The sequence below is a fragment of the Flavobacterium sp. LAR06 genome, assembly GCF_041946075.1.
Classification (GTDB): Bacteria; Bacteroidota; Bacteroidia; order Flavobacteriales; family Flavobacteriaceae; genus Flavobacterium.
Window position 1 is genome coordinate 76,784 of record NZ_JAUTYT010000007.1, and the last position, 20,253, is coordinate 97,036.

Sequence of the window (20,253 nt, forward strand, 5' to 3'; positions counted from 1 at the left end):
GGAATGGATTTTTAAAATGATTTTATGTATGTTTTTTTCAAATAGATTTTTTGTTCGAAATCACACGGCTAGAACTGATCAAACAACAATTGTTTCGTTAACGGGTTGTTCAGCTTTTTTAACGAACTTCAAATAAATAAAATACTCCACAAAAGGAATAATCAAAAACAACAAGAAAAAAAGCAATTCGTGTTTCAGGATTTCATTAAAAATAAGATCTAGTCCGGCTTGTAATTTGCGTCCCATTTCAGATTGTATGGAGTGTTCGATTCGTTGCGGTTCTATCTGATCTAGCTTTTGTAAAAGCGTTTTGAATTTAGCGTAATCAATATCTTTTACGTTTTTCATGTCGGCTTTGTCGTCAACGACTTTCATAAAACCATAAACGCAGGCACTGTAAACTTCCGACTCGTATTTTTGAAGCAAATAGGATGTCGACGAATTCTTGAAGTTATCTACAGTTTGTAAACCGCTGTTGTTTTGTTTGATATAAAGCGCCAATGCCTGGGTCAAAGATTTACTGACATCTTCGGAAGAATTAGAAAGTAATTGGAGCGAATGCAGAAAATCTTTTTTCTCTTTTTCAGATGAAAAGGTTGTTCCAATTGTTTTAGAATAAATATTGGCGGTTATGTTTTTGTTTTCTGATTTCAAAACATACTTTCCTCCATACAAAAGGCCAATCATCGCAAAGAAATAAACAAATACAATCATGAAATACGGAATCCAGAGTTTGGCAATCCAGTTGTAGTATTTCCGGTCACGACTGAAAATGTTTTTTCTGTACAAAAAAACGTTGAAAACGATTCCTATAAGAAGGCCCAGAATAATAAATAAAACCGTCCAGAATATAAACCAACCAATATTGGGTAAAATAAATTGTTTCGAAAATTCCCAAACTTCAGACCAGACAATACTGTCAATATATTCTTTCATAATTTTATTTAAGGTGATATAAAAATAATGAAAAGTAGCTTTCAAAATGAAAATATGTTGAAATCAACAGTAATTTTTTTGTGTTATTTTTAACATCTATAGAAGGAAAAGTTATATTAAATCGAAAAATAATTTATATTTGTCTTAGAATTAAAAATAAAAAACAGTCATATGAACCTGTCAGCCATAAAAGTTAGCGATCGTTTAGCGGGATTTTCTCCGGCTAATGATGCAGGATGTCATATGTATTTAATGAATTAGAAATGTATTGTAGTTTCAAACTCAAAAATAAATAGATAAAAGCGTCCTCATTGGGACGCTTTTTTTGTTTTTAAGGAAGGTTTGTGTCCGGGACTTCGGAATCGGCTTCAATAAGTACAAAAAGAAAATGAAAGAAAAATAATACATAACTAAAAACGATTAAAAAAATAAATTGACCAAATGTTTTATGAGTAAACAAAATAGCGAATTATAACTTGGAAAGTAATCTGATTGAGAAACAGTCATTTGATAAAAAAAGAAATCTGCACTAGCATGCGGACAGGAATTTCTCTGCTTTAATTTTGAATATAACTAATTGGTAATCAGTAAAATAATGTTAAAAAATATTTGGATAGTTGATTTTTTCGACTTTATCTTTGCCAAACAAATCAGAACAAAAGATTTATACAACACAATGATTTTAATATATAATACATATAAAATGAATTTTAAAACTAACAGCAGTAAAGCCAAATCTTTAGACGCCAGTTCGGGTCTGGAATGGATTAACATATCGGTGCAGCACTATAGGGATAGGATAATTTATATTATCGTATTTGTTATGAAGCACCTTTTATCGGGTGCTTTTTTTATGCCCGTAGGTTTTTGCCATTTGCCATTTGCCACGAAGGCGCAAAGACACAAAGAATATAAACTTAGGGCCTTGGTGCCTTAATGGCAAAAATTAGTAAGATTTAAAAATTAATAAATAAAAAAATATACAATGAGTACAATATTAAAAGAATACAAAAAAGCGATTAAGATTCAATACGAAATGGAGAAAAAAGGAAAATACTTCGATTATTTGCAAAGCCCTTCTCGTGGAAAACTACGTGATTTTTGCTGGTTGATTTTCGAGAAGAATCCAACTAAGGATGACTTAAATGTTTTTAGAAATTTATTTTCTTTAGATTTTGATCATACTAAGAAGAATAAGTTTAAGGAGCAAAAAGATAAGCTCAGACCTATCGAAACCTTCTTTAAAGGCGAAACAGATCCGGCAAATATTGATGCGATCAATATGGCTGCAATTTTGGTTGATTTTGAACCGCGTCCTTTTAAAAAGTTTCACGAAATGTACAAACTTGAAGGAGCTAAAGAAATTAAAAGCGATAGCGATAATTCTAAATGGAAGAAACGCTATTCATCAATCAAGAAAAACTTTCGGGAAGTAATGGCTCTTTTTTAGAGACAGAATTATAAATTATTAAAAAAGTAAAAAAATGAAAACGACAGATAAAATTATTATTATCGATTTAGAAGCCACATGTTGGCAAAGTGCGGTCCCACAAGGACAGGAAAATGAAATTATCGAAATCGGATTGGCGGTTTTAGATTCAGAAACGGGTGAGATAACCCAAAATCAAGGCATTTTGATCAAACCACAACGATCGAGTGTGAGTTCGTTTTGCTCGGAACTGACCACTATTACCCAGAATTTACTGGATGAAAACGGAGTGCGTTTTGAGGAAGCAATTGAAAAATTAGTTGACGAGTATCATCCGGATTTATATACCTGGGCAAGTTACGGTCAGTACGATCTGAATATGCTTAGAAAACAATGTAAATCATTCGGAATTCCATATCCAATGGCCGACGAACATATTAACGTAAAAGTTTGGTTTGGAGAAAAATTTGGTTTAGTGAAGTCAACCGGAATGAATGGCGCTTTGCATTTACTGGATATTCCGCTGGAAGGAACACATCACCGTGGAATCGACGATGCAAAGAATATTGCCAAGATTCTACATTGGTGTTTGCAGAATTAAAAAAGGCTGTCCTTGGAAGACAGCCTTTTCATTTTAAAAATTAAATCTTATTCAAACGTATAAGAGAATTTTCCGTTTAAAAGATATTTGGTTTCAAGAGGTGTATCGCAAAAAATAATAGTTACTGTTTTTTTGTCATTTTTGACATAAAATTTTGTTCCTGCATCAGCAACAGCTCCGCCGGGATAACCACCATAATTTTCGATGTATAATTTAGCTTCACCAGTCGAAAGATTTTTATCATTTCCAAAATCACCTAAAACTACAGTATAAGTTCCGGTTAAAGGAGGGTTTTGATTGTACTCATTAAATTGTACCACAATTCGTGCAGTTGATGCATTTGAACTTGTTTTAAATTCGATATTGCCTTCATTAAAAGCCCAGTTGGGATTTCGTACTTCGACTCTGCTAATGTCAATAATTTGCTGGCTGTTGCTTAGTTTTATCAAATTGTTTGTAACTGGATTGCATGGTGCTTCCATACTGGTTTTAAAAGAATATTCTTCGCCGTAACCGGCACCAATTTCATTTATCGCATAAAATCTATAATAATAAGTTGTATTGGCTTCAAAAACAGTATAAATTTTAAAAGATTCACCTATTCTTGAGCCTTCAATAATTTTATTGTCGCTTATAGTAGGATTGGCCGTTTTAGAATAAACAATACCATATTCGGTAATTTTTTTTCCTCCTTCACTTCCCACTTCACCTCCTAAGATGGCTGAATTTGTCATAACATTTTCAGGTTCATAGCTCAAAACAACTGGTGTTAAATAGTTTATGTGTTCTATCTCGCATCCATTCAAAATAAGGATTAAAAAAAGTAGAGAAATTTTTTTCATTTAAAAGAATTTTTCGTCAAATGTATATATTTAACAATATATTTGTACTATAATTTTTAATAATAATTTTACCTTTTTCTTTTTTAATGAGGCCATTCAAAATCAATTTTTCAGTTCTTTTGTTAATTCTTTTCAGTTCTTCTATTTACAGTCAGGGTGGGGCATTTGAAGGCAGATTTGGTATTACTGCGGGTTACACCAATTATGTTTTAGATACCAATGTGCTCTTTACAAAATCGCAGCCCGGCTATTTAGTGGGTATTGTGGCCACTGCAGAATTTACAGATAATCTTGAATTTTCAATGGGTTTAAATTATGTACACCACAGAATGATATTCATTGGGAAAGAAAATCTGGATGCTGAGCCCGAAGATTTAAAATTTAAATTGGAGAATTTAGACCTTCCTATTATTCTAAATTACAAGTTTTTGAGATTAAATGACGATAATCTTAAATTTGGAGTAAATGCCGGAATCACATTTAGTTTTGCCCAACAATATATTCCTTCTGACAGCAGTAAAGAAAATTACATTCTGGAACCGCTTAACCTTCAGGTTAAATATATGAATTTTGATCAGGAAAACGAAAGTATATCCATTAACACTTACATTCCAGTTGGTTTAACGGTAGAATATTATAATGTTGCTTGTAATTTAAGATACAATATGGGATTATCTGATCCGTTTAAAAAAGCACCATTTTACAATAGGGTTTACGAAACAAAAGCAAAACAAGATTATTTCAGTCTTTCTTTTACTTATTTTTTTGGTGATGAATAAGATTTTTAAATGTATTTTATATGAAAAAGGCTGTCTAAATTTAGACAGCCTTTTTCTTGGTTAAATTATTTTGGAATGTTATTCGTGACCATAGATTTTAGTGTAAAGGTCTTTGTAAATTTCTTTAATGATTTTACGTTTTAATTTTAAAGTAGGAGTAAGTTGTCCGCCATCGATAGACCAAACATCAGGAGTTAACTCAAAACGTTTGATTTTTTCCCAGTTTCCAAATTTCTCATTAATCGTTTCTACTTCTTCGTCGATACGTTTAATTACTTCCGGATTAGCGCTTATTTCGGCGTTTGTGCTTCCTAAAGTTGTTTTATGAAGCTTTGCCCATTCTTTTACAAATTCAAAGTTAGGCTGGATAAAAGCAGCCGGCATTTTTTCACCGTCTCCAATTACCATAATCTGCTCGATAAAACGAGATTGTTTCATGGCATTTTCAATCAACTGAGGTGCAATATATTTTCCGCCTGAAGTCTTGAACATTTCTTTTTTACGGTCTGTAATTTTTAAGAAACCTTCGCTGTCAATTTCGCCAATATCTCCTGTATGGAAATACCCGTCTTGCAAGGCTTCAGCCGTTTTTTCAGGATCTTTATAGTAACCTAACATTACGTTTGGTCCTTTGCAAAGAATTTCTCCGTCAGCAGCAATTTTAACTTCAACGTTACGAATTACTTTTCCGACAGTTCCAATTTTAAATCCTTTGTTTCTTTGATCGTTTACGGCAATTACCGGTGATGTTTCAGATAAACCGTAACCTTCCATAACCGGAATTTCTGCAGCAGCAAAAACTCTTGTTAAGCGTGGCTGTAAAGCGGCACTTCCGGAAACCATTAAATCTAAATTTCCTCCCAAACCTTCTTTCCATTTGCTGAAAATCAATTTGCGGGCAATTTTTAGCTGAAACTCATACCAGGCGCCATTGGCTCCGTATGGTTCGTATTTTAAACCTAAATCAATAGCCCAGAAAAACAGTTTTTTCTTGATACCCGTTAATTCAGATCCTTTTGCGTAAATTTTATCGTAAACTTTTTCTAAAAGTCTTGGTACAGCTGTAATTACAGTTGGACGAACTTCTTTTAAGTTATCACTGATTTTATCAATTGATTCCCCAAAATATACCGAAACACCATAATATTGATAGATATATAAAATCATTCTTTCAAAAATATGGCAGATAGGCAAGAAGCTCAACGCCGTGCTTTTTCCCGGATCGAACGGAATTCTTGGTGCGCTGTCTAAAACATTTGAAACAATGTTTTTATGTGAAAGCATCACCCCTTTAGGTCTTCCTGTTGTTCCTGAAGTATAAATAATAGTTGCTAAATCATCAGTTTGAATACTGTCTTTTCTGGCTTCAACTTCGTTTTGATTACTTTGGTCTTCACCAAGTGCCAATAAGTCACTCCAGTGTTTACAACCCGGAATTTCGTTAAAAGAATACACTTCTTTTAAAGTCGGAACATTAGCCTGTATCAGTCTTACTTTTCGAAGCACTTCATCATCAGATACGAAACAGTAAATACTGCCGCTATGGTTCAATATATATTCGTAATCTTCTTCAGAAATGGTTGGATAAATCGGCACGTTCTGAGCACCAGTCTGCAGAATACCAATATCCATAACATTCCACTCGGTACGGTTATTTGAGGTGATTAAAGCGATTTTATCATCTTTCTGAACGCCCATGCGCAACAATGCTCTCGAAACAGCATTGGCTTTAGCAATATATTCTTCGCTAGATGTTTTTTCCCAGACTCCGTCTTTTTTTGTTGCCAAAGCAACCGGAAGGTTATAAGTTTCTTGTTGATAATAGGGAAAATCAAAAAGGCGTGTGATTGAAACCATGTTTAATATGTTGAATTTTATCGCAAATTAAATAAAAAATAGGTATAATTTTTAATTTTGTGGAATTTTATGGGAAAATTTATAAGGACTCTTGAAAATCAACGAAAACGTTTTCTTTTTGTGGGTAATTTTTCCCAAAAACTAAAAATTATGTAATTTGAGGTGTGATTTTTTTCCAGATTATTGAACATCATAATCTACATATTCTTTCACTCTTTCTCCCATTAAAAACATTTTTTTCTTGGTAAAGTGAATAGAAAATTGAGAGTTAATCCATTCGTTGCTATCGTTTGGCCTGTACCAAAAAGTGTAAGAGGCGCTATTGAAACCTTCTCTAAAAACAGGAATTCCTTCTTCTGTACATTCAATTCCCCAATTCATCTTTGTTTTGCTTAAATCTTCAGACTGAATTACTCCGGTTCCATCAGGATTTAAAACGGTGCTAGGCTCTTTTTGTCCTGCGGGAATATAAGTACCGGGAACGGGATAGCCAATTGTTGTGGTAATGTAGCGATCACGACCATTATAAGAAATTTTATTTACCTCGACTTGTGAATAAGACTGTGCAACAGTAAAAAATAATGTAATTACTAATAAATGTAAAGATTTCATTCTATGTAGGTTTAAGTGTTTTTGGGGTTAAAAAAAAATCAGTGGCAAATATTTTTAAGCGAATATACTTCAAATTTTAATTAAAAATAAAGATTTATTTTAACTAAAAAATACCGTGTTTTTCCCCTTTGAAAAACAGTTATTTACCTTGTTAATTGAGAGGTTGCTTACTATAATTTTATTTCAAATTAAATGCGTGAGCCGAAAAGCAAAAGAGTAGGCATTATTTTAAAATTGAAATTATGGAAACAGCTTTCTTTTTGATTATGGGATGGTGTGGTACAGGGTACCCGGGATGGTTAAGATACTTATTGAAAAAGATCCCACCACCGCCAGATCCGGAGCCTTGGTGGCATATTGGCATTATTGGTCTGGGATTAGTTGCAGGTGTAGTTGGTGGACATTACTTTAATGATGCAATTGTAGATAATCAGTTTTTTGCAGGTCAGAATGCGATTGCATCAGGATTGTTCGCTTTTGGTGCTTCAAATGTGACAACGGGAATTGCCTCCTCACTAAAACGCTAAAAAAAATGCCTCAGCTGATAGGGATAGCGCTGAGGCATTTTTTTATATTGTGATAGTTAAAATTTAGCTGTCCCTATCCGCTTATGTTGTCAAATTAATAGGAGAGTGTGATTTTAAGATTGGATGAAAAGTAATTATTAAAACCATATAACATTACATACCATTCTCCCGACGAAGGATTTGTGATTGTGATGTTTTCCTTATCTCTGTTAGGTAGTATGCTTGAATATTCGGCATTCCATTTGTATGGATAAGTAGAGATTATTGAAGGACGGCTTTTGCCGACAAACAAATCTGCAGAATTCAAGTAGCAGCCGCCATCTTCAGATGTTTCAATTACCATTTTCTTTACGTTTGCTGGAAGAGTTAATTTGAAACTTTTTTGATCACCTTGTTTGCCTTCTACGCACTGGTTCATTAATTCTTGAGTGTCATTTCCCCCAGTGCCGCCACCTGTTCCACCGCCAGTACCTCCATCAGTACCCCCATCAGTACCTCCGCCAGTTCCACCATCTGGTTCATTATCTGTGGATATGGTCTCGTTTTTGCCATTTATAAGTATTTTCCAGTCAGAAGCTTCTCTGATGATATTGATTTTATTGGTTTGATCTTTTAGAAACGCATCATCATTTAATGTGCCTGAGTATGTTTTTCTGGTTTCTGGGTATGGAGTTCCAAATCCCCACTCTCTAACTAAAAACGAATATTTTACTCCGTTGCCACTTAATTTGACTTCAGAAACGATGCCTTCTTCAAGAGCATAAGATTCAGACTTGTAAACGGGTGTGCTGCTTCCATCATTTAGTGTAATGCTATAGATACTAACTTTAGAGTCGTTAGAAGAGGTTAGCAGGTCACAGATCGCAATAATTTCTCTTAAATCCGGATTTAGATCTTCTTCACTTACACAGCCGCTAAAAATTAGGATAATAATAAATGTAAGTAGTCTTAAAATTTTGTTCTTGTGCATCTTTCTTTTGTTTAGTTGTTTTTGTATCTTTTACTTTTTAAGATTAAAATGTAAATATTCTTGGCAAATCTAAAAGGTCTATTGCTAAAATAAAATACTCCAAAAGATGTATTTTTATTCCAATTCAAGTGAATTTTAAAAGGAAGCTTCTAAGAAAGAGCGAGCAAAAAAAATCCCTTTACTCTTTCCTGGTATAAGAAAAGATTAAAGGGAAATTTAATTTGTGATTATAGAAAATTCTATTTATCTATTTTCAATCCATTTTCTGGCGTTGATAAAAGCTTCATGCCAAGGTGTAAACTCGTCATTTCTGTCTTTTGGATAATGTGCCCAGTTCCATTGGAAAGTCGAACGCTCAATATGAGGCATTGTAACCAAATGTCTTCCTGTTTTATCACACATCATGGCTACGTTGTAATGAGAACCATTTGGGTTTGCAGGATATCCTTCGTAAGCGTATTTAGAAACAATGTTGTAATTTTCTTCACCCATAGGTAAATTGAATTTACCTTCTCCGTGCGAAACCCAAACTCCCAAAGTAGTTCCGGCCAATGTCGATAACATTACTGAGTTATTTTCCTGAACTTTTACAGAAGTAAAAATACTTTCGTGTTTGTTACTATCATTATGAAGCATTTTTCCGTGCACTTCATGCTCCGGATTAATTACTTCTAATTCCATGAACAATTGACAACCGTTACAGATTCCAACAGATAATGTGTCTTCTCTTTTAAAGAAATTATCTAAAGCTGTTTTTGCTTTTTCGTTGTATAAGAAAGCTCCGGCCCAACCTTTTGCAGAACCTAAAACATCAGAGTTAGAGAATCCTCCAACAGCTCCAATGAACTGAATATCTTCTAATGTTTCACGACCAGAAATTAAATCCGTCATGTGAACGTCTTTTACGTCGAAACCAGCCAAATACATTGCATTTGCCATTTCACGCTCAGAATTACTTCCTTTTTCACGAATAATAGCCGCTTTTGGTTTCTTGACTCCGCTCGAGATGACAGGTGCTTTTCCTGTGAAATGAGATGGAAAAGTATAATTTAAAGCCTGATTTTTATAGTTTTCAAAACGTGCTTTAGCCGTTCCATTTTTAGATTGTTTTTGGTCTAATAAATAAGAAGTTTCAAACCAAACGTCTCTGTAAGTTGGAATATCTAATTTATACTCTCCAAACTCTAAAGTTGCAGTACTTTGAACTGAACCAATTTTGAAGAATTCGATATTGTTTGCTTTCAATTTAGCTTCAACAGCAGCATCCGATTTAGCCTGGAAAACGATTCCGATGTTTTCAGCGAAAAGGATTTTTAATAGATCTTTTTCTGCGAAAGCAGAGAAATCAATTTTTGCTCCCAAATTGACATCAGCAAAACACAATTCTAATAAAGTAGTAATCAATCCGCCACTTCCGATATCGTGTCCGGCTAAAATTTGGCTTTCGCCGATTAATTCCTGAACCGTATTAAAAGCATTTTTGAAGAAAGAAGCATCTTTTATAGTAGAAGTTTCGTTTCCGATTGTATTTCTGATTTGTGCAAAAGAAGATCCTCCTAATTTGAAATCATCCTGAGACAAATTGATATAATAGATAGAATCTCCGTCTTTTTGTAAAACAGGTTCCACTACTTTTCTAATATCAGTACAGTTTCCTCCGGCAGAAATAATAACCGTTCCTGGTGCAATCACTTCGTCGTTTGGATATTTTTGTTTCATTGAAAGTGAATCTTTTCCTGTCGGAATATTGATTCCCAATTCGATTGCAAATTCTGAACAGCCTTCAACAGCAGCGTACAAACGAGCGTCTTCACCTTCATTTTTACAAGCCCACATCCAGTTGGCAGATAATGAAATTCCTTTCAATCCGTCTTTAATTGGAGCCCAAACAATGTTTGATAACGATTCCGCAATAGCATTTCTACTACCAGCAACCGGATCAATCAAAGCTGCAATAGGAGCGTGGCCAATAGAAGTAGCGATTCCTTCTTTTCCTAAATAATCCAGAGCCATAACTCCAACATTATTCAAAGGCAATTGCAAAGGTCCTGCACATTGTTGTTTGGCAACTTTTCCACCAACGCAACGGTCCACTTTGTTTGTTAACCAGTCTTTAGAAGCAACCGCTTCTAAACGTAAAACATCTTTTAAATAAATTTCGAAATCATTTGCTGAATAAGATACAGCAGCATATTTTCTGTCGATTGTTTTGTCTGTCATAACCGTTTTTGGAGAACTTCCGAAGAAATCTTCCAAAGCATAATCCATCGGTTTTGAACCATTTGATTTTGATTCGAAAGTAAAACGGTGATCTCCCGTTACATCCCCAACCTGATACATTGGAGAACGCTCTCTGTCAGCGATTCTTTGTAAAGTATCAATATCTTTTTGACCAATAACCAATCCCATTCTTTCCTGAGATTCGTTACCAATTATTTCTTTTGCAGAAAGTGTTGGATCTCCAACTGGTAATTTATCCAAATCGATTAAACCTCCAGTTTCTTCCACTAATTCAGAAAGACAGTTTAAGTGTCCACCCGCTCCGTGATCGTGAATAGAAACAATTGGATTGTTATCGCTTTCTACCAAACCACGAATGGCATTAGCAGCACGTTTTTGCATTTCAGGGTTTGAACGCTGAATAGCATTTAATTCGATTCCTGAACCAAAAGCTCCGGTATCTGCAGATGAAACCGCAGCACCACCCATTCCGATTCTATAATTTTCTCCACCTAAAATAACGATTTTATCGCCTTCTTGTGGTTTCTTTTTGATAGCCTGATCTAATTTTCCGTATCCAATTCCACCCGCCTGCATGATTACTTTATCGTAACCAATTTTGCGGTCGTTTTCTGAATGTTCGAAAGTTAAAACCGAACCAGTAATTAACGGTTGCCCGAATTTATTTCCGAAATCAGAAGCTCCGTTTGAAGCTTTGATCAAAATATCCATTGGAGTTTGGTACAACCATTTTCTTTCTTCAACCGCATTTTCCCATTTTCTGTCATCGTTCAAACGAGAGTATGAAGTCATATAAACGGCAGTTCCTGCTAATGGCAATGAACCTTGTCCACCTGCTAAACGGTCACGAATTTCTCCTCCTGAACCTGTTGCAGCTCCGTTAAAAGGTTCAACTGTTGTTGGGAAATTGTGTGTTTCTGCTTTTAAAGATAAAACGGAATCAAATTCTTTTATCTCGTAATAATCTGGTTTGTCAGCTGTTTTTGGTGCAAACTGCTGCACTTTTGGTCCTTTTACAAAAGCAACGTTGTCTTTGTAAGCCGACACGATATCGTTAGGATTTTCCTGTGATGTTTTTTTGATTAATTTGAAAAGAGAAGTTTCTTTTTCTTCACCATCAATTACAAAAGTTCCGTTGAAAATTTTGTGGCGACAGTGCTCTGAATTCGCTTGTGAGAAAGCAAAAATTTCAGAATCAGTTAGTTTTCTTCCTAATTTTACAGCAAGATTATCTAAGTAATCTACTTCTTCCTGGCTTAAAGCTAATCCTTCTACTTTATTGTATGTTGCAATATCATCGATTTCCAGAATGGGTTCCGGCTGTACGTTGATAGTGAAAATTTCCTGATCTAATTGAGTAAACTTTTGAAAAAGCATCGGATCAAAATCAGTAAAGTCAGCCGTTGCAGGATGAAATTCTTCAATTCTGATGATGCCCGGAATACCCATGTTTTGAGTAATTTCTACAGCATTTGTACTCCAAGGTGTGATCATAGTGGCGCGGGGACCAACAAAAAAATCCGTCAAGGCGGATTTTTCGATCTTATTAGAGTTGGCAAAAAGCCAGTTTAATTTTGAAATGTCTTGAGCCGAAATTTCGTTTTGCGTTTGTACCGCGAAAACAGTTTTGCTTTGGTTTTCAAAGAAATGGATCATTGTGATGTGTAGTTTGTTGTATTGAAGGTGCAAATTTAGTGTAAATAAATAGTAAGCGCAAATTTGCAAACAAACTCTTTTAATGTTTTTTTGCCACTAAGAAACAAAGGCATAAAGTTTTTAGTTAAAGTAATGATTAATCGTACTGTTTGTCATTTCGACGAAGGAGAAATCACGTATCGTAACTACACAGTACGTTGCTCTCTTGATGCGATTTCTCCTTCGTCGAAATGACATAAAATGAGAATTAATTTTGTGTCTTATTACCTTCGCAGTAAAACAAAAAAAGCGACAATATGCCGCTTTTTAAATGAAATAAGATGTGGTTTTAATTATTTTATTACGATGTTTTTAATGATCGTTTTGGAGTCTTTTGTGATTTTTACCAGATAGATTCCTTTAGTAAGATGACTTACTGAAATGGCAGGATCTGATGTGTTTTGTTTTTCAAAAACTTTTTGTCCGGCAAAAGAGATAATTTCAATAGAGTAAATTTCATTTAAAGCAGCAAAACCAACATAGAAATTTCCATCAGAAGGATTTGGATAAATTACGATTTCATCTGAAAGTTCAACAATTTCTTCCTCTTCAATAGGTTGTGCCATTTTGCTTGCCAGATTATTACAAGTATCTGTGGTGTACGAATCCCATTGCGAACTTAGATTAAATGTCGTTGACGGAGAAGTCACGGTCGATTTTCTTCTTAAAGTAACATCAGCTGCAAAGTTGGCTGTTCCACCAGAGAATGTTCCGATAATATCAATTAAAACGCCATTTTTGAATAAACCTACGGCGTCATTTCCGTTGAAGGTCAATTCGGTTGCTGTGGTGGAAATATTGGCTGCGCTTGTAGAAAAACAAGCGGAAGAAATAGAACTGTTTACAATTACAAATTTACTTCCAGTTGTTAGCGTTCCGCTTAAAGCTAAACCAGTACTCCAGGAACCTGCCCCGTTGGTTTGTTTTTTTATAGTGTAAGCGGATAAACTAACAGAGTTTCCTGTATTGTTTGCAATCTCCAAAGCTTTATTATTGCTTGAACCTTCAATATATTCAGAGAAAAGCAAATCGGTTGCTGTTCCTGTACCGCTGCTGTTGGTCGTTACTGCTATTGTATTGCTGGAAGCAGAAGCATTTCCGGCAGCATCTTTTGCTTTTACATAGATTGAATAACTTGTTGAAGCAGTTAAACCAGTGATCGTTGCTGTTACTCCTGAAACAGTAGTTTTTAAAACGCTGTTTGCATAAACATCATAACCTGTTACACCAATATTATCTGTTGAACCTGTCCAGGCAACTGTAATTGAAGTTGCCGTTTTTGATATTGAAGCCAGACTTGTCGGAGTAGTTGGTGACTGAGTATCTCCAGAAGGAATACCGCCCCAAATTTGATTCACATATTCCGGATGGTCGATATAGGGATTTCTATTATTTTGGCGTGCATAAATGGCATTGTTTCTGGCAATTTCTCTCGCACTTACCGGATCCTGTGTATGCCAGGCCAAAAGAAGATTTAAAAATGCAGTTGTAAAAACTTTGTTACTTGAACCATCAAACATGGCGTATGAATATCCCGCAACGGTATTCTCATAACGTGTTGCAAAATAGAGATACATTCTGGCAATGTCGCCTTTAAAAGCATTTACAGGTTCAAAAACAGTTCCTGAATATCCAGATACCGAACTTGACCCTAATTTTCCTCCATTTTGAGCAGTATAAGTTGCGGAAGCTGCGGTTCCATGAGGATAGTTAGAACGTATTCCGTTTACTTTTCCGTCAGTTGGTGTGATGAAATGCGCATCAGAAACCATTGGAGATTGCTCGTTAAATACAGATTGAGGAATAATATGTTCTCTATTATAACAATCGCCTTCAACGGAATAATTTCCGCATCGTTGTGTTGTTCCTGTGCTGTAATTGTAAGGATCTGTTCCGGAAGGGTTTTCGGAATACATATCTAAAACCGTTCCGTCGTTTTCATAAAAGTTATCAACGTCAGAAGTTTGATAGGTGGTGTACAAACCGGCATATCCATTATCAGTATGACCTTTAATGATATTGTACAATTGTGTTTTTAAGGTATAGCCTGTCCCGGTTGCGGTGTTATAATACCCACTTGGAATCTGGGCAAAACTTGCTGTAAAAACAAGTAATAAGAAAAAAGAGTAGTGTTTTTTCATAAAAAATAGTTTTAGATTTGAGTGGTAATAGATTGATTTAAAGAATCTTAATTTATTGTTATATCAAATTTACTATTTTTAAGAATATGCTGAGTTAAGGAATGTTTATTTTTAGATATATTTTCTTACGGTTAAATTTTCTGAGAAAATAATCTCGAAAAGACGCAGAGTCGCAAAGTTATTCTCATTTTTTGTCATTTCTGACGAAGGAGAGATCACATCCAGAGAGCAACGAACTGTATGGTTACGATATGTGATTTCTCCTTCGTCGAAATGACAACAGTAAGCTTTATTGTTACTTAAATAAAAAGCTCTGCGACTCTGCGATAGATTACTTTATTTAGAGAAGACTGCACTTTGATAAGCACCTAAATCCGGAGGAGAAGTTCTTGTTGCCCCAATAATATCTAACGGAATTATATAGATCTGATTCCCTTTCGCGAAAGCGGGCGACGTATTATCGATGTTGAATTTATTCTGAGAAACATTGTAAAATTTCGGATTTTCATTCAATATAATCTGATTGTAATGTTCTGTGTCTGTTTTAAATTGATAATCTGGATTAGTTGAAGTACTGCTAAATTTTAACAGACAATTATTTAACTGATAAACAAATGGAACGCTGGTAATTTTGTTCAAATTAAATTCATTAGTATTTGAACCGAAAATGATGCAGTTGTTGAAAGTAGCCTGAGTCAGTGGATTTGTTTCTGGAGTTTCACCGGCCAAAGTATTACTTATGTTTACTGCGAAATGCGAGCTGCTTTGCCAGTTGTTGTTAAAAGTACAATGAGTAAAGTTATAATTACCGCCATAAACACAAGATAAACTCGCTAAACCTGCATAATTGATTACGATATTTTCTCCTGTAATTTGGGCATTTTGGGCCAGAATTCCATACTCAACACAGTTATAAATCTGCGTATTTTTGATGGAAACAGTCGTTGCATCCTGATTTTTGAAAGATAAACCAATTACGGCATTTTTAAGTGTCAAATGGTTTATCGAATGATTTGTACTTCCATCAGCCAATATAATCGAATTCCATTGTCCCGGAATATCAGAATAAAGTGATTCTAATCGGTCTCCCTCAAAAACAACTTCGTTTTCTAGTTTTTCAGTGGTCGATTTGGTTCCATTAATTTGAAGAGTAGCGTTATTGTCTACAAAAAGTCCCGAATTCGCATGAAAATGTACACGAGCTCCTGCTTCAAAATTGACTGTCTTATTTTGGGGAACTCCGGCATAACCGTAAATAACATAAGGTTTGTCATTGGTGAAAATCAATTCATTTCCGTTTACAGCATCATTTTCATCCAAATAAAATCCATCGACATCTTTTCCGTCAATTTGAATTTTTTCTTTGGTTCCATCCGGATTTTGCTTCGGATATAAAAAAACAGCATCCTGAATTAAAGTAACCAAAGCTACTTGTTGAAGATTCGCTCCGCTGTCAAACTGAATTTCATCGGTATATAAAAAGTCGGTTGGATTGGCGTCTGTAATATCCGCAGTTGTTTCTACAAAAATATACAAACTGTCTTTGGCTAAAAGCGTAACATTATTGAAGATTTTCCCGTTGTTGCCGGTCATTCCGTCTACCGTCATCCGGTATTTAGAACTCAACCCTTTTTTGAGTTGAATAATCGGAATTGAGATATCGTTTTTAGTTTTATTATAGACTTTTAGTTGGTAAGTGCTCGAACCAATATTCTTAAAAACGGTATCCAGATAAACGGTATCTTTTGAAAACTTTAAATCTCCTGTGCTGGCAACGGTATCAAAATCAGTTCGGCAAGAACTGAAAGCTAAAAGTAGGCCGAGAATGAAGAGTGCAAAATAGTGACGCATTTTGAATGGGGTTATTTTTTTGCCACAGATTTCATAGATTTAAATGATTTTTTCCATTCTTCGCGAATAGATATAATCTGTGTGAATCTGTGAAATCTGTGGCAAATATTTTTATTGCTTTGTAAAAATAGCAAAAAAGGATCAGGTTCATAAATGATTTTTAATATTAGAATTGGATTTTCTAATTTGTATCTCATCTTTTCTTTAATTTTACGATTTTAAAGCCTATTCTAAATGAATTATACAAAAGAACAAATTTTAGAGCGTTGCAATCAGTTTTCAAAAAATACGTTGATGGAGACGCTAAAAATTGAATATATCGATGCAGGCAAAGATTTTTTAACTGCAAAAATGCCTGTAAATCAAAGTGTTCATCAGCCAATGGGCTTATTGCACGGAGGAGCTTCGGTTGCTTTGGCTGAAAGTGTTGGAAGTGCCGCCTCTTTCTTTTTTATTGACACAAAAGAGCAGGAAGTTCGTGGCATTGAAATTTCTGCCAATCACTTAAAAAGTATTCGTGAAGGCTGGGTTTTTGGTACTGCACGCATCCTTCATAAAGGAAGAAGTATTCATCTTTGGGAAATTAAAATTACGGATGAAGAAGGGAATCTGATTTCGCTTTGCAAACTGACTAATATGGTTTTGGATAAAAAGAAAACTGAATAAAAACATGAACGACTTTTTCTCTACTATAAGAAAACATCAAGAGCAAAAATTGCCTTTTGTCATTTATTCTAAACCTAATTCATCAAGTGTTTTTGCGCTATTGCAGCAAGATGATACTTTGTACAAAGTCACAGATTATAGCGAAAAAGGTTTTGTTTTTGCTTCTTTTGATGAAAAACAGCTGGTATTAATTCCGGAGAATGAATCGAAAATTATCAGTGCTGAACAAACAGCTGGCAATTTTGAATTTAATGAAATGGAAGATCCAACTTTTGATCTAGAAGCAAAAATGCAATATGAAGCTTTAGTTGAAAAAGGAATTCAGTCCATTAAAAATGAAGAATTCAAAAAAGTAGTTTTGTCAAGAAGCGAAATTGTTGAGCTGACTGATTTTGATTTTATCGTCACTTTTAAACGTTTAATTCATTTGTATCCATCAACTTTTACGTATTGCTTTTCGCATCCCAAGATTGGATTTTGGATGGGAGCAACTCCTGAGCAATTATTAAAAGCAAGTGGAAGTGTTTTTGAAACTACCGCATTGGCCGGAACTCAAAAAGCAGTTTCTGAGGAGTATATTTCCTGGCAGCAAAAAGAAAAAGACGAGCAACAATACGTAACCGATTTTATAATAAAAAGATTGCGTGAAGTGGCTTCATCTGTAAATGTAACGGAACCTTATAGTATCAAAGCAGGATCGATCTGGCATATTAAAACCGACATTTCAGGTGTTTTAAAAGAGAATTCAACTTTAGAAGAAGTTATCGATACTTTGCATCCAACACCGGCCGTTTGTGGTTTGCCAAAGAAAAAAGCAAAAGTATTTATCATTGAAAACGAAAATTACGAGAGAACTTTCTATACGGGTTTTCTGGGGGAGTTGAATAGCAGTTTTGCTCATAAAGCAGCAAGTTCTGATTTATTTGTAAATTTACGTAGCATGCAAATCAAGGATAATAAAGCGATTTTGTATATGGGATGCGGTATCACAAAAGAAAGTATTCCCGAAAAAGAATGGGAGGAAAGCGTTAATAAATCAATGACGATGAAAAGAGTTTTGAATATAAAAAAGAATAGTAGTTGTTAAAGAAAAAGTTTCAGGTTTCAAGTTTCACGTTTTGTACGTAACCTGAAACCTGAAACAAAACAAACAAAAAACAAATGAAATTAGATATACTAGCCTTTGGTGCACATCCTGATGATGTAGAATTGGGTTGTGCCGGAACAATTTTAAAAGAAGTTTCACTAGGAAAAAAAGTGGGAATCGTAGATTTAACCCGAGGAGAATTAGGAACCCGGGGAACGGCCGAAATCAGAGATGAAGAAGCGAAAGCTGCGGCAAAAATATTAGGTGTTTTGGTTCGGGAAAATTTGGCCATGCGCGATGGTTTTTTCGTTAATGATGAAAAGCATCAAATGGAAATTATTAAAATGATCCGAAAATATAAACCGGAGATTGTATTGTGTAATGCAATTGACGATCGCCATATTGATCACGGAAAAGGAAGTAAACTGGTTTCTGATGCTTGTTTCTTATCTGGATTGATGAAAATCGAAACTGTTGTTGATGGTGAAAAACAAGAGGCCTGGAGACCTAAAGTGGTGTATCATTATATTCAGTGGAAAAACATCGAACCAGATTTTGTTGTAGACATTACAGGCTTTGAAGATAAAAAAGTAGAAGCAATTGCGGCTTATAAAACACAATTTTATGATCCAGATTCTAATGAACCTGCAACGCCAATTACAAGTAAAAACTTTTTTGAAAGCCTAAATTACCGCGCTAAGGACTTAGGAAGGCTTGTTGGGAAAGATTTTGCTGAAGGTTTTACTGTTGAAAGATGTTTGGCAGTCAATAGCTTAGAAGATTTGATTTAAAAAGTTTAATATTTTTTCAATTTTTTATTTGCGGAAGTAAACATTAGTTGTATATTTGCAACCGCTAAGCAAAATGGTGGTTGTAGCTCAGCTGGTTAGAGTAGCGGTTTGTGGTGCCGCGGGTCGCCGGTTCGAACCCGGTCAGCCACCCAGAAATTTAAAGCCTTGAAGAAATTCAAGGCTTTTTTTGTGGAAATAAATTAAATTCCAAGTTTTTTAAAAAATTCCAAATTCCAAATACAAAAACTCGAAAATTTGGAATTTGGAATTTATTTTTTGAAATTTATTTTTTTTGGATTTATCAAAAAAAAGCATGACGGTTAAGTCATGCTTCATCTTGGTTATTATAGTTTGGTTTATTGAATTATCGTATTTCTTCAAATGTTGTTCCTTGTTCAATGTCTCCGGTTTTAAAACCTTTTTTAAACCAGTACATTCTTTGTTCTGATGATCCGTGTGTAAACGAATCCGGAACCACCTGATCGCTCATTTTACTTTGAATTGCGTCATCGCCAACAGCATTGGCAGCACTTAAAGCTTCGTCAATATCGTCAGTATCTAAGTTTTTCTGATTATAGTGTGTCCATACCCCGGCATAAAAGTCGGCTTGTAATTCTAATGCAACGGAAAGTTTGTTTGCTTCGGTCTCACTTTTTCCTTCCTGTGCCTGACGCATTTTAGCCGACGTTCCGAGTAAGGTTTGAACGTGATGGCCAATTTCGTGCGCTATAACGTACGCAATTGCAAAGTCACCACCCTTGGCGCCAAATTTAGTTTTAAGCTCCTCAAAGAAGCCTAAATCCATATAAACCTTTTGGTCACCCGGACAATAAAAAGGCCCGGAGGCAGATGATGCCCCACCGCAGGCTGTTTGTACAGAGCCTCTAAAAAGCACCAATTTTGGTTTTTTATAGGTCATGCCATGTTCTTCAAATATTTTACTCCAGATGTCTTCGTTGTCAGCAAGAATTACACGTACGAAATTCCCCATTTCTTCGTCTTCTTTGCTCAATGGAGCAGCGGCTTCAGTTTGTTGCTGGCCACCTTGCAGTTGCTCTAATGCAGATCCGACAGTTTGACCGGTTTCACCACCAAAAACATTTAATAACAAAATAATGATACCAATAACGCCGCCTCCAAGAGCTACTTTTCCTCCTGAGACACCTCTTCGGTCTTCAACATTATCACTTTGTCTTCTGCCTAACCATTTCATAATATATTGGTTTTA

At 35.0% G+C, this 20,253-nt stretch carries 16 protein-coding genes and 1 tRNA gene; 8 read left to right on the top strand and 9 right to left on the bottom strand.

What is annotated here, in order from left to right; translation table 11 throughout:
* Positions 1-78: 78 nt before the first annotated feature.
* Complete coding sequence (locus Q7C23_RS11640; protein ID WP_375032679.1) at positions 79-936, bottom strand: hypothetical protein; 858 nt, start codon at positions 934-936, stop codon at positions 79-81.
* 985 nt (positions 937-1,921) lie between these two features.
* Between Q7C23_RS11640 and Q7C23_RS11645 the strand changes: the two genes are divergently transcribed.
* Both Q7C23_RS11645 and Q7C23_RS11650 read left to right on the top strand, forming a co-directional pair.
* Positions 1,922-2,386 carry a hypothetical protein gene (locus Q7C23_RS11645; RefSeq protein ID WP_375032680.1) on the top strand — a complete coding sequence of 155 codons (465 nt, stop codon included), beginning with the start codon at positions 1,922-1,924 and terminating at the stop codon, positions 2,384-2,386.
* A 34-nt stretch (positions 2,387-2,420) separates the two neighbouring features.
* The gene (locus Q7C23_RS11650) at positions 2,421-2,966 is read left to right on the top strand and encodes an exonuclease domain-containing protein (RefSeq protein ID WP_375032681.1); all 546 of its coding nucleotides are present in this window, start codon (positions 2,421-2,423) and stop codon (positions 2,964-2,966) included.
* 47 nt (positions 2,967-3,013) lie between these two features.
* Here Q7C23_RS11650 and Q7C23_RS11655 read toward each other — a convergent pair whose 3' ends face one another.
* Complete coding sequence (locus tag Q7C23_RS11655) at positions 3,014-3,808, bottom strand: hypothetical protein (protein WP_375032682.1); 795 nt, start codon at positions 3,806-3,808, stop codon at positions 3,014-3,016.
* Between the two features lie 86 nt (positions 3,809-3,894).
* Between Q7C23_RS11655 and Q7C23_RS11660 the strand changes: the two genes are divergently transcribed.
* A complete protein-coding gene (locus Q7C23_RS11660; RefSeq protein WP_375032683.1) occupies positions 3,895-4,587 on the top strand; it encodes an outer membrane beta-barrel protein in 693 nt (230 codons plus the stop codon).
* Positions 4,588-4,665: 78 nt separating this feature from the next.
* Here Q7C23_RS11660 and Q7C23_RS11665 read toward each other — a convergent pair whose 3' ends face one another.
* Together Q7C23_RS11665 and Q7C23_RS11670 are read right to left on the bottom strand one after the other, a co-directional pair.
* The gene (locus tag Q7C23_RS11665) at positions 4,666-6,444 is read right to left on the bottom strand and encodes an AMP-dependent synthetase/ligase (protein WP_375032684.1); all 1,779 of its coding nucleotides are present in this window, start codon (positions 6,442-6,444) and stop codon (positions 4,666-4,668) included.
* 180 nt (positions 6,445-6,624) lie between these two features.
* On the bottom strand, positions 6,625-7,056 hold the full coding sequence (locus Q7C23_RS11670) for a hypothetical protein (RefSeq protein ID WP_375032685.1): 432 nt from the start codon (positions 7,054-7,056) through the stop codon (positions 6,625-6,627).
* A 242-nt stretch (positions 7,057-7,298) separates the two neighbouring features.
* Between Q7C23_RS11670 and Q7C23_RS11675 the strand changes: the two genes are divergently transcribed.
* Entirely contained in the window at positions 7,299-7,583 is a 285-nt protein-coding gene (locus Q7C23_RS11675; protein WP_375032686.1) for a hypothetical protein, read from the top strand.
* A gap of 94 nt (positions 7,584-7,677) precedes the next feature.
* Here Q7C23_RS11675 and Q7C23_RS11680 read toward each other — a convergent pair whose 3' ends face one another.
* The 4 genes from Q7C23_RS11680 to Q7C23_RS11695 all read right to left on the bottom strand — a co-directional run bounded on the left by Q7C23_RS11680 (position 7,678) and on the right by Q7C23_RS11695 (position 16,481).
* Positions 7,678-8,553, bottom strand: coding sequence for a hypothetical protein (locus tag Q7C23_RS11680; RefSeq protein WP_375032687.1), 876 nt, complete (start codon positions 8,551-8,553; stop codon positions 7,678-7,680).
* Positions 8,554-8,796: 243 nt separating this feature from the next.
* Complete coding sequence (purL, locus tag Q7C23_RS11685; protein WP_375032688.1) at positions 8,797-12,450, bottom strand: phosphoribosylformylglycinamidine synthase; 3,654 nt, start codon at positions 12,448-12,450, stop codon at positions 8,797-8,799.
* Between the two features lie 332 nt (positions 12,451-12,782).
* Positions 12,783-14,630, bottom strand: a complete 1,848-nt coding sequence (locus Q7C23_RS11690; RefSeq protein ID WP_375032689.1) for an endonuclease — start codon at positions 14,628-14,630, stop codon at positions 12,783-12,785.
* A gap of 336 nt (positions 14,631-14,966) precedes the next feature.
* On the bottom strand, positions 14,967-16,481 hold the full coding sequence (locus Q7C23_RS11695; RefSeq protein WP_375032690.1) for a hypothetical protein: 1,515 nt from the start codon (positions 16,479-16,481) through the stop codon (positions 14,967-14,969).
* A 234-nt stretch (positions 16,482-16,715) separates the two neighbouring features.
* Here Q7C23_RS11695 and Q7C23_RS11700 point away from each other — a divergent pair, with 234 nt between their 5' ends.
* The 4 genes from Q7C23_RS11700 to Q7C23_RS11715 all read left to right on the top strand — a co-directional run bounded on the left by Q7C23_RS11700 (position 16,716) and on the right by Q7C23_RS11715 (position 19,175).
* Positions 16,716-17,147: a PaaI family thioesterase gene (locus Q7C23_RS11700; RefSeq protein ID WP_375032691.1), complete on the top strand. Its 432-nt coding sequence runs from the start codon at positions 16,716-16,718 to the stop codon at positions 17,145-17,147.
* 4 nt (positions 17,148-17,151) lie between these two features.
* Complete coding sequence (locus Q7C23_RS11705; protein WP_375032692.1) at positions 17,152-18,234, top strand: chorismate-binding protein; 1,083 nt, start codon at positions 17,152-17,154, stop codon at positions 18,232-18,234.
* Positions 18,235-18,308: 74 nt separating this feature from the next.
* Positions 18,309-19,025, top strand: a complete 717-nt coding sequence (bshB1, locus tag Q7C23_RS11710) for a bacillithiol biosynthesis deacetylase BshB1 (RefSeq protein WP_375032693.1) — start codon at positions 18,309-18,311, stop codon at positions 19,023-19,025.
* Positions 19,026-19,101: 76 nt separating this feature from the next.
* Positions 19,102-19,175 (top strand) — tRNA-His (locus Q7C23_RS11715).
* A gap of 214 nt (positions 19,176-19,389) precedes the next feature.
* On the opposite strand, the gene Q7C23_RS11720 is transcribed toward Q7C23_RS11715, so the two are convergent.
* Positions 19,390-20,238, bottom strand: coding sequence for a neutral zinc metallopeptidase (locus tag Q7C23_RS11720; RefSeq protein WP_375032694.1), 849 nt, complete (start codon positions 20,236-20,238; stop codon positions 19,390-19,392).
* Between the last annotated feature and the right edge of the window lie 15 nt (positions 20,239-20,253).

What these genes read in the sequence shown, in the direction of transcription:
- Q7C23_RS11690 (WP_375032689.1), bottom strand. Translation starts at nt 14,630, where the DNA reads ATGAAAAAACACTACTCTTTTTTCTTATTACTTGTTTTTACAGCAAGT.
- Q7C23_RS11655 (WP_375032682.1), bottom strand. Translation starts at nt 3,808, where the DNA reads ATGAAAAAAATTTCTCTACTTTTTTTAATCCTTATTTTGAATGGATGC.
- Q7C23_RS11650 (WP_375032681.1), top strand. Translation starts at nt 2,421, where the DNA reads ATGAAAACGACAGATAAAATTATTATTATCGATTTAGAAGCCACATGT.
- Q7C23_RS11680 (WP_375032687.1), bottom strand. Translation starts at nt 8,553, where the DNA reads ATGCACAAGAACAAAATTTTAAGACTACTTACATTTATTATTATCCTA.
- Q7C23_RS11640 (WP_375032679.1), bottom strand. Translation starts at nt 936, where the DNA reads ATGAAAGAATATATTGACAGTATTGTCTGGTCTGAAGTTTGGGAATTT.
- Q7C23_RS11705 (WP_375032692.1), top strand. Translation starts at nt 17,152, where the DNA reads ATGAACGACTTTTTCTCTACTATAAGAAAACATCAAGAGCAAAAATTG.
- Q7C23_RS11670 (WP_375032685.1), bottom strand. Translation starts at nt 7,056, where the DNA reads ATGAAATCTTTACATTTATTAGTAATTACATTATTTTTTACTGTTGCA.
- Q7C23_RS11675 (WP_375032686.1), top strand. Translation starts at nt 7,299, where the DNA reads ATGGAAACAGCTTTCTTTTTGATTATGGGATGGTGTGGTACAGGGTAC.
- Q7C23_RS11645 (WP_375032680.1), top strand. Translation starts at nt 1,922, where the DNA reads ATGAGTACAATATTAAAAGAATACAAAAAAGCGATTAAGATTCAATAC.
- purL (WP_375032688.1), bottom strand. Translation starts at nt 12,450, where the DNA reads ATGATCCATTTCTTTGAAAACCAAAGCAAAACTGTTTTCGCGGTACAA.
- Q7C23_RS11720 (WP_375032694.1), bottom strand. Translation starts at nt 20,238, where the DNA reads ATGAAATGGTTAGGCAGAAGACAAAGTGATAATGTTGAAGACCGAAGA.
- bshB1 (WP_375032693.1), top strand. Translation starts at nt 18,309, where the DNA reads ATGAAATTAGATATACTAGCCTTTGGTGCACATCCTGATGATGTAGAA.
- Q7C23_RS11695 (WP_375032690.1), bottom strand. Translation starts at nt 16,481, where the DNA reads ATGCGTCACTATTTTGCACTCTTCATTCTCGGCCTACTTTTAGCTTTC.
- Q7C23_RS11700 (WP_375032691.1), top strand. Translation starts at nt 16,716, where the DNA reads ATGAATTATACAAAAGAACAAATTTTAGAGCGTTGCAATCAGTTTTCA.
- Q7C23_RS11665 (WP_375032684.1), bottom strand. Translation starts at nt 6,444, where the DNA reads ATGGTTTCAATCACACGCCTTTTTGATTTTCCCTATTATCAACAAGAA.
- Q7C23_RS11660 (WP_375032683.1), top strand. Translation starts at nt 3,895, where the DNA reads ATGAGGCCATTCAAAATCAATTTTTCAGTTCTTTTGTTAATTCTTTTC.